The following is a 13,220-nucleotide window of genomic DNA, read 5'->3' on the forward strand; positions in this document are numbered from 1 at the left end:
GGCTCAGCCACCCCCGAAGAGCGCGCCGAAGTCGACGTTCGCGCCGTACACGAAGCCGCACACGAGCAGGATGAGCGTGCCCGGCAACATGAACATGGTCACGGCGAACGTCGCCTTGGGGATGGCCCGTGCGGCACGCCTGCGGGCGTTCTGGGCGTCCGTGCGGCGCATGTCCTCGGCGATCGCGATCAGGGTCTCGACGATCGGCGAGCCGAGCTCCTCGCCCTGTTGGAGGGCCGTGACGAACTGCGCGACCTGTTCGCTGTCATTGCGTCGCCGCAGCTCGTCGAACGCCTCGCGGCGGCTGACGCCCATGTCCATCTGCTGGAGCGTGATGCGGATCTCGTCCGCCCACGGCCCCTCGTACTTGTCCGCCACCCGGGCCAGCGCCTGCCGGAAGCCCAGTCCGGCGCTGACGACGACCGCGAGTACGTCCAGGAAGTCGGGCAGGGTGCGTTCGATGTGGTCGCGGCGGATCCGGATGGCCGACCACAGGCCGACCTCGATCCAGAAGAGCCCGAAGGCCACCATGAGCAGGGCGACGACCAACTGGCCGTTGATCAGCATCGAGAAGGCACCCAGGGCGCCCAGGGCCCCGTACACCGCTCGCCGCGCCGCGTACCGGTCGATCGTCAGACCGGCCGGGTTGCCCGCCATGTCGATCTGGCGGCGCTTGCGTGACACCCGGGCCGGGCCCATGAGGCGCAGGACCGCGGGGGCCCAGCGGATGCCCATGCGGTCGACGAGGGAGCCGACCGCCGTCGTGCGGGTGGCTCCGACCTCCAGGGCGAGCGCGAGGTCCGTGGGCAGTTTCACGTCCGCGCGGTAGAGGCGGATGCCCTGGAACGCGCCGAGGACGGACAGGGCCACGGCCAGTGCGAGAAGGAGTCCGATCATCGTCCCGTCCGCCCCCTCACACGTCGATCTTCGACAGGCGGCGGATGAGGATGAATCCGAGGGCGAAGAGACCGAGGGCGATGAGTACGGCCGTCTGGCCGATGAACGCGCCCGTCATCCGGTCCAGGGCACCCGGCATCATCATGTCGACCAGGAGCAGTGAGCCGAGGCCGATGGACGGTACGAGGTAGGCCGTCACCGTCACCTGGGACAGCTGGGTGCGGATCTCGCGACGGGTCTCCTTGCGCTGCTCCAGTGTCACCGTGAGGTTGCGCAGGCTGTCCACGATCGCGCCGCCCGCCCGGGCCGACAGGACGAGGGTGGAGACCAGGACGACGAGTTCACGGGACGGGAGGCGTTCCGTCAGCTCCCCCAGGGATTCCTCGATGGAGTGGCCCACGGCGAGGCGGTCGGCGACGCGCCCCAGCTCCTCGCCGGCCGGGGCCTCTAGTTCCTCGGCCGCGATCCCGATGGCCGTACGCAGGGCCAGGCCGGCCTGGGTGGCGTTGGCGAGGATGCGAGCCAGGTCGGGCAGCTGGTTGATGAATCGCTCCGTACGCCGCGCACGCTGCCAGTTGAGGAAGGCGTTCGCCGCCCAGACGCCGATCGCACCGGCCACCGGGCCGAAGAAGGGCGCGAGGAGGGAGGACGCGATGAGCCAGACTCCCGCGATCGACGCCAGCATGTAGACGAAGAACTCGCCGGGCGTGAGGTCCAGGCCGGTGGTCGCCAGTTTCAGCTCGATACGGCGGCCGAGTTTCGTCCTGCGCAGCCGCCGGTCGACCGTCGGGAAACGGCGCCGACGGCCCAGGGGCTCCGGTAGGCCGCTCGCCGAGAGCCGCTCGATCAGTGCGGCCCGCTGGGCGCGCCCGGCGAGGTACGCCTGGAGGCCGGCGACGACGAGTACGCAGGCGAGCAGCGTGGCGCCGAGGGTGGTGAGGATCAGTGGGTTCACAGGGCGGTCCGGGTGATGCGGGCGGTCAGGGGGTCCTCGGGTGCGACACCGAAGGCCTGCGGGATGGGCTGGTTGTTCATGTAGAGGCGCTCGGCGATCCGGCGGGGCAGCGGGTAGTACTCGAAGTAGCCGTGGACGCGACCGTCCGCCCGCATCGGCTGCGCCCCGAAGCGGCAGACCGTGGTGATCCGGAAGGGTTCGCGGCCGTGCGATTCGAGGACGGAGATCTCGGTGATGCGGCGCGAGCCGTCGCCGAACCGGGTCAGCTGGACGATGACGTTCACCGCGCTGTTGATCTGGTCCTGGAGCGCCTCGAAGGGGATCTCGACCTCCGACATGGAGGCGAGGGTCTGCAGACGCATCAGCGCGTCCGAGGAGCTGTTGGCGTGGACGGTGGCCAGCGAGCCGTCGTGACCGGTGGACATCGCCTGGAGCATGTCGAGGGTCTCGCCACCGCGGACCTCGCCGACGATGATGCGGTCGGGGCGCATGCGTAGGGAGTTGCGTACGAGGTCGCGGATGGTGATCTGGCCCTTGCCCTCCACGTTCGCGGGCCGCGATTCGAGGCGGATGACGTGGGCCTGCTGGAGCTGGAGTTCGGCCGAGTCCTCGATGGTGATGATGCGTTCGCCCTCCGGAATCAGGCCGGAGAGGGCGTTGAGGAGGGTGGTCTTGCCGGTGCCGGTGGCTCCGGAGACGATCACGTTCATCTTCGCGCCGACCAGCCCGGACAGCAGGATCAGCATCTGCTCGTCGAGCGAACCGAGGGCGATCATCTCGTGCAGCGTGAAGGCGCGCGGGAAGCGGCGGATGGTGAGGGTGGCGCCGGTCAGGGAGAGCGGCGGGATGATGACGTTGACGCGCTCGCCGCTGGGCAGGCGTGCGTCGACCATCGGATTGGCCTCGTCCACGCGCCGGTTGACGGTGGAGACGATGCGTTCGATGGTCTGCATGAGCTGTTCGTGCGAGGCGAAGCGGATGGGGAGCTGTTCGACCCGGCCGGCGCGCTCCACGTAGATGTGGTCGGGGCCGTTGACCATGATCTCGGAGATCGAGGCGTCTTCGAGGAGCGGTTCCAGGACGCCGAGCCCGAGGGCCTCGTCGACGACGCGACGGATCAGTTGGGCGCGCTCCACCGTGGAGAGTACGGGGCCTTCGCGGCTGATGATGTGGCCGAGTACGCGCTCCAGGCGCGCCCTGCGCTCGGCGGGCGCGAGCGCGGACATCTCGGCGAGGTCGATCTCCTCCAGCAGCTTCGCGCGGTAGGAGGAGACCAGCCGGCCGTCCTCGCGGGAGTTGTGGTGGTCGTCCGGTGTGTTGACCCGGGAACGCAGGCTCATGGTCCGGTCACCTTCGGGTCGTCGTTGGGCATGACTGCCGTTGCCTTGGCGTCGGAGATGTCGAGTCCGGGGATGATCGCGTTGATCTTGATGGTGGCGACGGCGGTGACGGCGTCGTCCGTCGTGCTCACCTTGACGTCAGCTCCGATTCCTTCCCTGACGGCCGCCACACCCGCCGCCTCGCCACGGCCCGGGTGTTGGGCCTCCACCCGCGCCGCCGTGCGCGCGGCCGTGTCCGCCTGCTCGTGGACGTACGCCACCCAGCCCAGCTGGATCCCGCACAGCGCGACGAAGAGCAGGATGGGCACGAAGCCGATGTATTCGAGGGCCACTTGACCCCGGTCGGAGCGGAAGCGTCGCCTCATGTCACTTCGCCTCCTTCTCCAGCGCCGCGCCGCCACGGCCTTCGATCCGGTCGAAGCTGAGGCCGGGGAAGAGGATCGGGACGCCCAGGCTGACCTTCGCCCGGTAGATGTCCCCGGACGTACCGCAATGCACCTCGAGGCCCCACGACTCCCCGATGTGCTCCTTCGCAGCCGCGACACAGGCGTCATCGCCCTTCACCGCCCCCGCCCGCGCCGCCTCGTCCGCCGCGTTGCCCGCCAGGGAGAACGCGTAGCCGATCAGTACGCACTCCCACACCGCCGCCACCAGCAGCAGGATCAGCGGCACCGTGCCCACGAACTCGATCGCCACCTGGCCCCGGTCCCCGCGGCCCGGTCTGCGGGCGGGCACGCGTCAGCCCTCCCGGCCGCGGCGCAGGCGGGCCACCGGGCCCGACGCGCGGACCGCGAGCGAGGCGCCCGGGCCGGTGGTGGTGGTCGGGGTGGGGTCCGGGGTCGACAGGAGGCCGAGTTCGCCGGCCAGGGTCCACAGGGCCTGTTTGACCGTCGAGCGGTTGTCGAGGTCCTGGACGCGGCCCGCGTCGACCACGGCCTGGAGTTCCTTGAACGCGGCCGGGACCGGGGTGCGGGTGGCGCGGGTCTTGGTGATCTTCTCGATCAGGGCGGGCTGGATCTCCGTGTGCTTGCTCCAGCGGTTGACGACCATCGCGGTGTCCTCCGCCTTGCGCACCTGGAGCCGTTCCCACATCCGGACCATCCGCTTCGCCGCCCGCACCGCGACCACGTCCGGGGTGGTGACCAGCACCGCCACGTCCGCCATCTCCACGACGGCCGCGTTGGCCCCGGTGACCTGGGTGCCGCAGTCGACGACGACGAGTTCGTAGCGGCTGCGCAGGGCTCCGACGATGTGCCGGGCGGCCCGGTCGTCGACCTCCTCGCCGCGCTCCCCGTCGGCCGGGGCCAGCAGCAGCGCCAGGCCCGAGGCGTCGTCGTAGACGGCGTCCTGGAGGACCCGGGGCGAGATGTCCTGGATCCCGGCGAGGTCCGCGACCGAGCGCCGGAACTGCACGTCGAGGTACGAGCCCACGTCGCCCGCCTGGAGGTCCAGGTCCACCAGTGCGGTACGCCGCCCGGAGGCGGCCGCGGCCAGCGCGAACTGCACGGCCGTGAAGGTGGTGCCCACGCCGCCCTTGGCTCCGGTGACCGTGACGACCCGGCCGCCCGGACCGGTGAAGACGTCGGCGGAGGCGCCGCCGCCGAGGTGGCGGCGTACGCCCACGGACCACTGGGCGGCGGCCTGGACGCGGGCCGCGAGCTCCTCGTAGGAGAGCGGGAGGCCGATCAGGCCGCGGGCGCCCGAGTCCATGGCGGCGGAGAAGAGCCCGGGGCCGGCGTCCGAGGAGACCAGGACGACGCCCACCGCCGGGAAGCGCAGGGCGACCTCCCGGATGAGTTCCAGGGCGGGGACCGGACCGATCCGCTCGTGGACGAGGACGACCTCGGGGAGTTCGTCGATGGAGTCGGCGGCCAGCCGGGCGAGGGTGTCCAGGAGCGTGGTCGCGTCCGGGACGGGGGCGGCCGGCTCGGCGGCCGGGAGCTGGCTGAGCAGTGTCACGATGGCGCGTGCGGCGTCCGGGTCGCCGACCGCGGGGAGGATTCGGGTGGTCATCCGGGCCTCACCTGTCCCCGTCGAGGGTGTACGTGCGGTCGCCCGGGGTGGGCGCCGAGTCGGTGCCGGGGGCCACCAGGGCCAGGCGTACGTGCTCCGCGAAGGACTCGGCGTACGCGACGCGCTGGGTGTCCTTGGTGCTCAGGGCGAAGGTGATCGGAACGGCTTCGGCGGGGCCCTTGCGGTCGCTGTCCTTGTCCAGGGCGGTGAGCTTGCCGACGCCCAGGACCCGGGCGTTGGCGACGATGATCACCGACCGCGAGGGGTCGGTGTCCTTGGCGCCCTTGAAGGTGGCGAGGATGTTGACCTTGGCGCCGGAGGTGATCTTCCCGGCCACGCCCGTGGCCGCGTCGATCATGATGGCGATCTCCTGCTCACCGGGCTGCAGCTGCGGCCGGTCGACGAACATGTCCGCCTGGAGCAGCGAGCCCTTCTTCAGCGTGGTGAGCGCGATCTTGTCCTTGAGCGCGCCGAGGTCGGAGACCGCGGTGTCGGACAGCCACCTCTTGGGGATCCTGACCTCCTCGAACTGCCCGGCCGACAGCGGGCTGTACGGGGCTATGTCGCCCTTGGCCCGGTACGCGACGACCTCGGCGCCGACCTTGGAATTGACGTCGCCGATCACCACGAGGACTCCGGCGAAGGCGCCCAGTGCGCACAGGACCGAGAGGAGCAGCAGGATGACGCCGCGGCGCTGGCGTGAGTTCATGGGCCTTACCTACCTCGCCGTTCTTCATTCATTCGTGCGTTCGAGTGATCAGGGTCTGGAACGGGCGGTGCTCGCGGGTGCGGACGGCGGCGGTGCGGTGAGCGGCGCCGCGCAGAAGCCGCAGCGGTCGCCGATGAGTTCGAGGCCGCACCAGCGGCACTCCTCCCGACGGACCGAGGCGACCAGTTGGTAGAGCACGGACAGGTCCGGGATGCCGGCGGCGAACTCGACGAGCTTCGGGGTGCCCCACCAGCCGGGGGACGAGGCCGGCAGCGGGTTCTCCAGGACGCCCTGGACCTGCCAGGCGGGGGCCAGTTCGGCCGTGACCCAGTCGGAGGTGAGCTGACCGCGGGCGAAGGTGAGGTGTGTGACGAACTCGGGGCCGGCGGGCAGCACGGCGCCGCGGGGGCCGTGCGCGCCCTGCGGGCTCGCGCCCAGCTTCGCGAGGTGCGGTTTCGGGTGGGCCATGACGGCGAACTGCGCGCTCGGCGACCAGGACCGGGCATGGGCCCCGAGGCCGACCGGCACCCGGACCCGGTCGAGTTTGGCGACCGAGCCCAGCAGGGCGCCCGCGTAGATGTAGTGCGACAGCAGCCGGGCCGCGGAGGCGATGATTCCGGGGCTGAAGTCGCACACGCTGAGCTGGCGCAGCTGACGCGCCAGCAGAGCCGTTCCCAGCGGCGGGAGATCGATTCCGAGGAGCGCGATCCGGTCGGTTTCCAGGATGGCGCGCACGGTGTGCAGGCGCTGGACGGTGGAGCGCGGGAGCCACGGCGGCACGAGGGCCACGAGGTGGCCGTGCCGCTCCAGCAGGGCGCCCGTCTCGGCGAGCGCGGCCTCCAGGTCGAGTTGCTCGGGCGGGTGCAGTAAGGCGGCCCCGGGCGTGTGCCGGTCAGGGGCCGGAAGTACCAGATCGGCGCTGGTGACAGCGATGGCGGTCGGCACGCGCATTCCCCCGTTCCCCCACGTACGCCCCGTACGCCCCGTACGCCGTGGGCACTTCACGTACCCGACGCGCGCTCGACACGGACCCGACGCGGACTCGACGCGGAGTCGTCACGGACTTCCCGCGTCCGCGCCCGCACTGCGCGACCGCATCCGATCGACCCGCTCCCCCCTTGCTCCAGCACCATATCCGCGTCACCCCTGGCGGGGCAGGGCCTTGCGGATTCCCGTGCTACCAGCACGTGTCACAGCCGGCGGAAACCCGGACAACAGGGATCGCACGGCGGGCCGTTTCAAGCCACATCGCGAAGACTCTTGACACGAGGATTGGTCTGGACCAACTTGGCTGCCAACGCCTTGAGTCGGACCCACCCCACTCGGTCCGCCTTTTCCCGCACCCCTCTTCCACCGTCCTTCCGCCCTCCCCCTCCCCCCACCGGAGCCCACGTGAACCGCATACGCTCCCTCGCCCTCCCCATCGCCGTCACCCTGACCGCGGGCGCCCTGTCCGCCCTCGCCGCCGGTACCGCACAGGCCGCCGACGTGAACGTCGCGCGCAACGGCGGCTTCGAGTCCGGTCTGGCCAACTGGTCCTGCACCGACGGAACCGGCGCCTCCATTTCCTCGCCCGTCTACGCCGGATCCGGCGCACTGAAGGCCACCCCGGCGGGCCAGGACAACGCCCGCTGCAGCCAGACCGTCACGGTCAAGCCGAACTCGACGTACACGCTGAGCACGCAGGTCCAGGGCAGCTACGTCTATCTCGGCGCGACCGGGACCGGCACCCAGGACGTCTCCACCTGGACGCCCGGGTCGGGCGCCGGCTGGCAGAAGCTCTCCACCACCTTCACCACCGGCCCCAGCACCACCCAGGTCACCGTCTACACGCACGGCTGGTACGGCCAGTCGGCCTACGTCGTCGACGAGTTCAGCGTCTTCGGACCGGACGGTGGAGGCGGCACGGATCCCGGCCCGTCGGTCCCCGGGGCCCCGGCCGGGGCGGCCGTTTCCGGCCAGAGCGCGAACGCCCTCACCCTTTCGTGGAACGCGGTCGGCTCGGCCACCGGCTATTACGTGTATCAGGACGGCGTCCGCGTGAGGACCGTGACCGGCGGAGCCGCCTCCGCCCAGATCACCGGGCTCACGGCCTCGACCTCGTACGCCTTCCAGGTGAGCGCGTACAACGCGGCCGGCGAGGGCCCGAAGTCCGCCCCGGTCACCGGCACCACCACGGGCACCGACCCGGGTCCGGGCCCCGGACCGGGCGTTCCGAAGCACGCCCTGACCGGCTACTGGCAGAACTTCGACAACGGCGCGACCGTCCAGAGGATCTCCGACGTCTCGGCGCAGTACGACATCATCGCCGTCTCCTTCGCCGACGCCACCACCACGCCCGGCGCCATCACCTTCAACCTCGACTCGGCCGGCCTCGGCGGCTACACGGTCGACCGGTTCAAGGCCGACATCGCCGCGAAGAAGGCCGCCGGCAAGTCGGTCATCCTCTCCATCGGCGGGGAGAAGGGGACCATCTCGGTCAACGACTCGGCCTCCGCGAACAACCTCGCGAACTCCGCGTACGCCCTGATGCAGGAGTACGGGTTCGCCGGCATCGACATCGACCTCGAGAACGGCCTGAACCCCACCTACATGACGCAGGCCCTGCGCTCGCTGTCGTCCAAGGTCGGCCCCTCGCTCGTCCTCACCATGGCCCCGCAGACGATCGACATGCAGTCCACGCAGGGCGGCTACTTCAAGACGGCGCTGAACATCAAGGACATCCTCACCGTCGTCAACATGCAGTACTACAACAGCGGCTCGATGAACGGCTGTGACGGCAAGGTCTACTCCCAGGGCTCGGTGGACTTCCTCACCGCGCTGGCCTGCATCCAGCTGGAGGGCGGCCTCGATCCCTCGCAGGTGGGCATCGGCGTCCCGGCCTCACCCAGCGGCGCCGGCAGCGGCTACGTCTCCCCGACCGTCGTGAACAACGCCCTGGACTGCCTGACCAGGGGGACCAACTGCGGCTCCTTCAAGCCGTCGAAGACCTACCCGGGGCTGCGGGGCGCCATGACCTGGTCGACCAACTGGGACGCCAAGGCGGGTAGCGCTTGGTCGAACTCGGTGGGTCCCAAGGTCCACGGGCTCCCGTAGGCGGTACGTGTAGGGGTGGCCGGATCGGTACGGCCTGCACAGCGTGTCCTTGACCGGGACATGCCATGAGAGCACGCTGTGCGCGTCCGCACGGCTACCCCCACACTCCCTACCCAGGAGAACGCATGCGGCTCCATACCCGCCGAAGGGCCGCCGTCACGGCGGCCCTGCTGGCGCTCGCGCTGGGCGCACCCGCCTACGGCATGAGCGCGACGGCCTCCCCTCCGCCCACCCCTTCCACGGCCACCCAGGACGAGGCGATCGTCCAATACCGCATCCACGGCCCCGCCACCGCCACCGACCGCACCGCCCTGCTCCGTACGGGCGTCTCGATCGACGAGGTGGACGACCACACGGTCGTGGTCAGCGCCGACACCATGCAGGCCAAGAAGCTCAAGGAGCTCGGCTACCGGCTGACGCCCCTGCCCGGCCCCCCGGACCGTTCGCTGCCCGGTATCGCGGCGAGCCCGATGGACTTCCCGTCGGCGGACTCGAAGTACCACAACTACGCCGAGGCGACGGCGGAGATCAACCAGATCGTCGCGCAGTACCCCACGATCGCGAGCAAGCGGGTGATCGGAAAGTCGTACCAAGGCCGGGATCTCCTCGCCATCAAGATCAGCGACAACGTCGCGACGGACGAGGCCGAACCCGAGGTGCTCTTCACCGCCCACCAGCACGCGCGGGAGCACCTGACCGTCGAGATGGCCCTGTACCTGCTCAAGGAGTTCACCTCCAAGTACGGCAGCGACTCCCGGGTCGCGAACGCGGTGAACGGCCGCGAGATCTGGATCATCCCGGACCTCAACCCGGACGGCGGCGAGTACGACATCGCCACCGGCTCCTACCGGTCCTGGCGCAAGAACCGGCAGCCGAACGCCGGCTCCTCCTACGTCGGCACGGACGAGAACCGCAACTGGAACTACAAGTTCGGCTGCTGCGGCGGTTCCAGCAGCAGCAAGAGCTCCGAGACCTACCGGGGCGCGGCCGGCGAGTCGGCGCCCGAGGTCAAGGTCGTCGCCGACTTCGTCCGCAGCCGGATCGTCGGCGGCAAGCAGCAGATCAAGGCCGGCATCGACTTCCACACCTACAGCGAGCTCGTCCTGTGGCCCTTCGGCTACACCTACAACGACACCGCCCCGGGCCTGACCGCCGACGACCTCGCCGTCTACAAGAAGATCGGCACCAGCATGGCGGCGAGCAACGGCTACACGCCGGAGCAGTCGAGCGACCTGTACATCACCGACGGGACGATCGACGACTGGCTGTGGGGCAACCAGAAGATCTTCTCCTACACCTTCGAGATGTACCCGGAGAGCGGCGGCGGCGGCTTCTACCCGCCGGACGAGGTCATCGACCGCGAGACCGCGCGCAACAAGGACGCGGTGCTGCAGCTGCTGGAGAACGCCGACTGCATGTACCGCTCGATCGGCAAGGAAGCCCAGTACTGTGCGACGCCGTGACCGGCTGACCGTGTGAGAAGGGGCGCCCCACCGCCAGGGGGGCGCCCCACCCGCGCGTCCACCCGCGCGTCCGACCGCGTCTCCGACCGCGCGTCCGACCTCGGCCCCGCGTCAGCCGAGGACGGCGAGGGCGTCGATCTCGATGAGCAGCCCGGCCGGCAGGCCCACGTACACCGTGGTGCGGGCGGCGGGAGCCTCCTTCAGGCCCTGCTCCTCGAAGTAGGCGTTGTAGATGCCGTTCATCTCGGCGAAGTGCCCGGCGTCGGTGAGGTAGACGCGGATCATCATCACGTCGTCCCAGCGCGCACCACCGGCCTCCAGGACGGAGCGGACGTTCTCCAGCGTCTGGAGGGTCTGCTCGCGCAGGGTCGGCCCGGCGGGGGTGGGCGGCTGCCCCTCGACGTGCGGGAGGAAGCCGACCTGGCCGGCGACCTGGAGGATGTTCCCCTTCCGCACGCCGTGCGAGAACTTCGCGGGCGGGGTGGTGTGGGTGTCGGGCGTGACGGCGATCTTCTCGCTCACGGGCTCTCCTGGGTTCCTGAGTAGTCCTGGCTGATGGCTTCGGCGGTACGCAGCACCTGCGGCAGCAGTTCGAGCAGTCCCTCGGCGGGGACCACCACGCCGGGCGCGGAGACCGACAGCGCCGCGACGACCCGCCCGTCCGGCCCGCGCACGGGCGCCCCGAGGCAGTTGATGGACTCCTCGTGCCCCCCGAGATCGGTGGCCCAACCCCGCGTCCGTACGAGGTCCAGCTCGCGCAGGAAGGCCGCCGCGTCCGGGGTGGAGCGGGCGGTGTAGCGGGGGTACTCGATCCGGTCGGCGAGGGCCCGGAGCTCGACCTCGGGCAGGTCGGCGAGCAGCAGCTTGGCCACGGCCGCGACCGTGAGGGGCACGGGCCTGCCGATGCGGGAGTACATGCGGACCGGGTAGCGGCTGTCGACCTTGTCGACGTACACGACCTCGTCGTCCTGGTGGAGGGCGAGGTGAACGGTGTGCCCGGTGGCCCGGTTCAGCTCGACGAGGTAGGGGTGCGCGATCTCCCGGACGTCCAGGTTCTCGATGGCCTCGGCGGCGAGCGCGAACAACTGCGCGCCGAGCCGGTAGCGGCCGTCGGGGCGGCGGTAGACGAAGCCGCGCTCGTGCAGGGTGCGCAGGAGGCGGAGCGCGGTGCTCTTGTGCACGCCGAGCTCGTCGGCGACCTCGCCGAGCGAGGCCGGGCCTCGCGCGAGCAGCGGCAGGACGCCCAGTGCCCTCTCGACCGACTGGCTCATCTCTCGTCCTCTCGTACGGAAGATCCAGCCTCGCCGGCGTTCGCGGCGCGGGGGCTCGGGGGCGGCACCCCCGCAGCGGCGCCGCACGTTGACCCGTCGTCACCCGGATGTTAGACAGCATGCAGCTGCACACGCAACGACCGTTGCAGCTCACGCAACACAACCGGGAGGCATCCGCATGGCCAGCGCCAGCGACCACGTCAAGGACCTTGCCGACGAGCCGGTGGACCACCGGTTCAAGGGACTCCCCCCGGAAGCCCGGACGCAGGGCCTCACGGTCGGCCGGCTCGCCGCCGAGCGCCGCGATCTGTACACCGGCGGCTTCACCACCCCCGTCCTGACGCTCGACGCGGACGCCCTGGAGCACAACCTCGCCGCGCTCGGCACGTACGCCGCCCGCCACTCCCTCGCCTTCGCGCCGCACGGCAAGACCTGCATGGCTCCCCAGCTCTTCCAGCGCCAGCTGGAGCACGGCGCGTGGGGCATCACCGTGGCCATGCCCCACCAGGCCCACGTCTGCCGGGCGTTCGGCATCCGGCGGATCTTCCTGGCCAACGAGCTCGTGGACGCCCCCGCCCTGCGCTGGGTCGCCGACGAGCTCGCCGCCGACCCCGACTTCCGGTTCGTCTGCTACGTCGACTCCGTCCGCGGGGTCGAGCTCATGGACGCCGCCCTGCACGACCACGGCGTCGTCATCGACGTCGTCCTCGAACTCGGCGCCGGCGCCGAGGGACGTACGGGGCTGCGTACCGACGCGGAATGCCTGGCCGTCGCCGAGGCCGTCGCCGCGGCCCCCGCCCTGCGCCTGGCCGGTGTGGCCGGCTACGAGGCCACCATGCCCGGCGCCGACGCCGACAGCGTCCGCGGCTGGCTGCGCCGCCTCACCGCGCTCGCCGCCGATCTCGACAAGCAGGGCCACTTCACCGGCACCGGCCTGGACGAGGTCATCGTCAGCGCGGGCGGCAGCGAGTGGTTCGACGCCGTCGCCGAGGTCTTCGCGGAGATCCCGGAGCTGTCGCTGCCCGTGCTGCCGCTGCTGCGCTCCGGCGCGTACGTCTCCCACGACCACGGCTGGTACTCGGGCCTGACCCCCTTCAACCGCGTCCCCGAGGAGGGCGGCCTGGTCCCCGCCTTCCGGCTGTGGACCCAGGTGGTCTCCCGCCCCACACCCGACCAGGCCTTCGTCAACGCGGGCAAGCGCGACATCGCCTATGACCTGGGCCTGCCCGAGGTGCTCACCGTGCGCAGCGCCCGCGACGGCGTCGAGCGCGCCGCCTCCGGCATCCGGGTGTCCAAGCTGTCCGACCAGCACGCCTGGATCGAGACGGACGCCGACGCCACCACCCTGGAGGTAGGTGACTGGGTCTCGCTCGGCATGGCCCACCCCTGCACGATCTTCGAGAAGTGGCCGCTGATCCCGGTCGTGGAGGCCGACGGCACCGTCACCGACTACGTGCGCACCTTCTTCTAGGCGCC

At 70.8% G+C, this 13,220-nt stretch carries 13 protein-coding genes; 3 read left to right on the top strand and 10 right to left on the bottom strand.

Annotated elements, in window-relative coordinates:
• Window positions 1-3: 3 nt before the first annotated feature.
• From ACGFYY_RS02915 to ACGFYY_RS02950, 8 genes are read right to left on the bottom strand one after another with little or no spacing between them, the layout of a single operon-like run.
• Window positions 4-894 carry a DUF5936 domain-containing protein gene (locus ACGFYY_RS02915; protein ID WP_365273443.1) on the bottom strand — a complete coding sequence of 297 codons (891 nt, stop codon included), beginning with the start codon at window positions 892-894 and terminating at the stop codon, window positions 4-6.
• 19 nt (window positions 895-913) lie between these two features.
• Entirely contained in the window at window positions 914-1,852 is a 939-nt protein-coding gene (locus tag ACGFYY_RS02920; protein ID WP_393706713.1) for a type II secretion system F family protein, read from the bottom strand.
• A complete protein-coding gene (locus tag ACGFYY_RS02925) occupies window positions 1,849-3,192 on the bottom strand; it encodes a CpaF family protein (protein WP_393706714.1) in 1,344 nt (447 codons plus the stop codon). The genes ACGFYY_RS02920 and ACGFYY_RS02925 overlap by 4 nt, the downstream gene beginning before the upstream one ends.
• Window positions 3,189-3,557: a TadE/TadG family type IV pilus assembly protein gene (locus ACGFYY_RS02930; RefSeq protein WP_365273387.1), complete on the bottom strand. Its 369-nt coding sequence runs from the start codon at window positions 3,555-3,557 to the stop codon at window positions 3,189-3,191. Before ACGFYY_RS02930 ends, ACGFYY_RS02925 begins: the two co-directional genes overlap by 4 nt.
• Before the next feature lies 1 nt (window position 3,558).
• Complete coding sequence (locus tag ACGFYY_RS02935) at window positions 3,559-3,927, bottom strand: TadE/TadG family type IV pilus assembly protein (RefSeq protein ID WP_393706715.1); 369 nt, start codon at window positions 3,925-3,927, stop codon at window positions 3,559-3,561.
• 3 nt (window positions 3,928-3,930) lie between these two features.
• The gene (locus ACGFYY_RS02940; protein WP_393706716.1) at window positions 3,931-5,205 is read right to left on the bottom strand and encodes a CpaE family protein; all 1,275 of its coding nucleotides are present in this window, start codon (window positions 5,203-5,205) and stop codon (window positions 3,931-3,933) included.
• 7 nt (window positions 5,206-5,212) lie between these two features.
• The gene (cpaB, locus tag ACGFYY_RS02945) at window positions 5,213-5,914 is read right to left on the bottom strand and encodes a Flp pilus assembly protein CpaB (protein ID WP_365273378.1); all 702 of its coding nucleotides are present in this window, start codon (window positions 5,912-5,914) and stop codon (window positions 5,213-5,215) included.
• Window positions 5,915-5,962: 48 nt separating this feature from the next.
• The gene (locus tag ACGFYY_RS02950; protein ID WP_365273375.1) at window positions 5,963-6,865 is read right to left on the bottom strand and encodes a hypothetical protein; all 903 of its coding nucleotides are present in this window, start codon (window positions 6,863-6,865) and stop codon (window positions 5,963-5,965) included.
• A gap of 441 nt (window positions 6,866-7,306) precedes the next feature.
• Between ACGFYY_RS02950 and ACGFYY_RS02955 the strand changes: the two genes are divergently transcribed.
• Window positions 7,307-9,010 (top strand): chitinase, encoded by a 1,704-nt coding sequence (locus tag ACGFYY_RS02955; RefSeq protein WP_393706717.1) that lies wholly within the window; start codon window positions 7,307-7,309, stop codon window positions 9,008-9,010.
• Between the two features lie 125 nt (window positions 9,011-9,135).
• A complete protein-coding gene (locus ACGFYY_RS02960; protein ID WP_365273369.1) occupies window positions 9,136-10,473 on the top strand; it encodes a M14 family metallopeptidase in 1,338 nt (445 codons plus the stop codon).
• 111 nt (window positions 10,474-10,584) lie between these two features.
• On the opposite strand, the gene ACGFYY_RS02965 is transcribed toward ACGFYY_RS02960, so the two are convergent.
• Window positions 10,585-10,995, bottom strand: a complete 411-nt coding sequence (locus ACGFYY_RS02965; protein ID WP_393706718.1) for a RidA family protein — start codon at window positions 10,993-10,995, stop codon at window positions 10,585-10,587.
• Window positions 10,992-11,744, bottom strand: coding sequence for an IclR family transcriptional regulator (locus tag ACGFYY_RS02970; protein ID WP_393706719.1), 753 nt, complete (start codon window positions 11,742-11,744; stop codon window positions 10,992-10,994). Before ACGFYY_RS02970 ends, ACGFYY_RS02965 begins: the two co-directional genes overlap by 4 nt.
• 178 nt (window positions 11,745-11,922) lie before the next feature.
• On the opposite strand from ACGFYY_RS02970, the gene ACGFYY_RS02975 reads away from it, so the two are divergent.
• The gene (locus ACGFYY_RS02975) at window positions 11,923-13,215 is read left to right on the top strand and encodes an alanine racemase (protein WP_393706720.1); all 1,293 of its coding nucleotides are present in this window, start codon (window positions 11,923-11,925) and stop codon (window positions 13,213-13,215) included.
• Window positions 13,216-13,220: the final 5 nt, after the last annotated feature.

Source organism: Streptomyces sp. NPDC048331 (genome assembly GCF_043201215.1).
Taxonomy (GTDB): Bacteria; Actinomycetota; Actinomycetes; order Streptomycetales; family Streptomycetaceae; genus Streptomyces.

Bases quoted from the DNA above. Each gene is read 5' to 3' on its own strand.
- ACGFYY_RS02925 (WP_393706714.1), bottom strand. From the start codon at position 3,192: ATGAGCCTGCGTTCCCGGGTCAACACACCGGACGACCACCACAACTCC.
- ACGFYY_RS02930 (WP_365273387.1), bottom strand. From the start codon at position 3,557: ATGAGGCGACGCTTCCGCTCCGACCGGGGTCAAGTGGCCCTCGAATAC.
- ACGFYY_RS02940 (WP_393706716.1), bottom strand. From the start codon at position 5,205: ATGACCACCCGAATCCTCCCCGCGGTCGGCGACCCGGACGCCGCACGC.
- cpaB (WP_365273378.1), bottom strand. From the start codon at position 5,914: ATGAACTCACGCCAGCGCCGCGGCGTCATCCTGCTGCTCCTCTCGGTC.
- ACGFYY_RS02950 (WP_365273375.1), bottom strand. From the start codon at position 6,865: ATGCGCGTGCCGACCGCCATCGCTGTCACCAGCGCCGATCTGGTACTT.
- ACGFYY_RS02960 (WP_365273369.1), top strand. From the start codon at position 9,136: ATGCGGCTCCATACCCGCCGAAGGGCCGCCGTCACGGCGGCCCTGCTG.
- ACGFYY_RS02970 (WP_393706719.1), bottom strand. From the start codon at position 11,744: ATGAGCCAGTCGGTCGAGAGGGCACTGGGCGTCCTGCCGCTGCTCGCG.
- ACGFYY_RS02975 (WP_393706720.1), top strand. From the start codon at position 11,923: ATGGCCAGCGCCAGCGACCACGTCAAGGACCTTGCCGACGAGCCGGTG.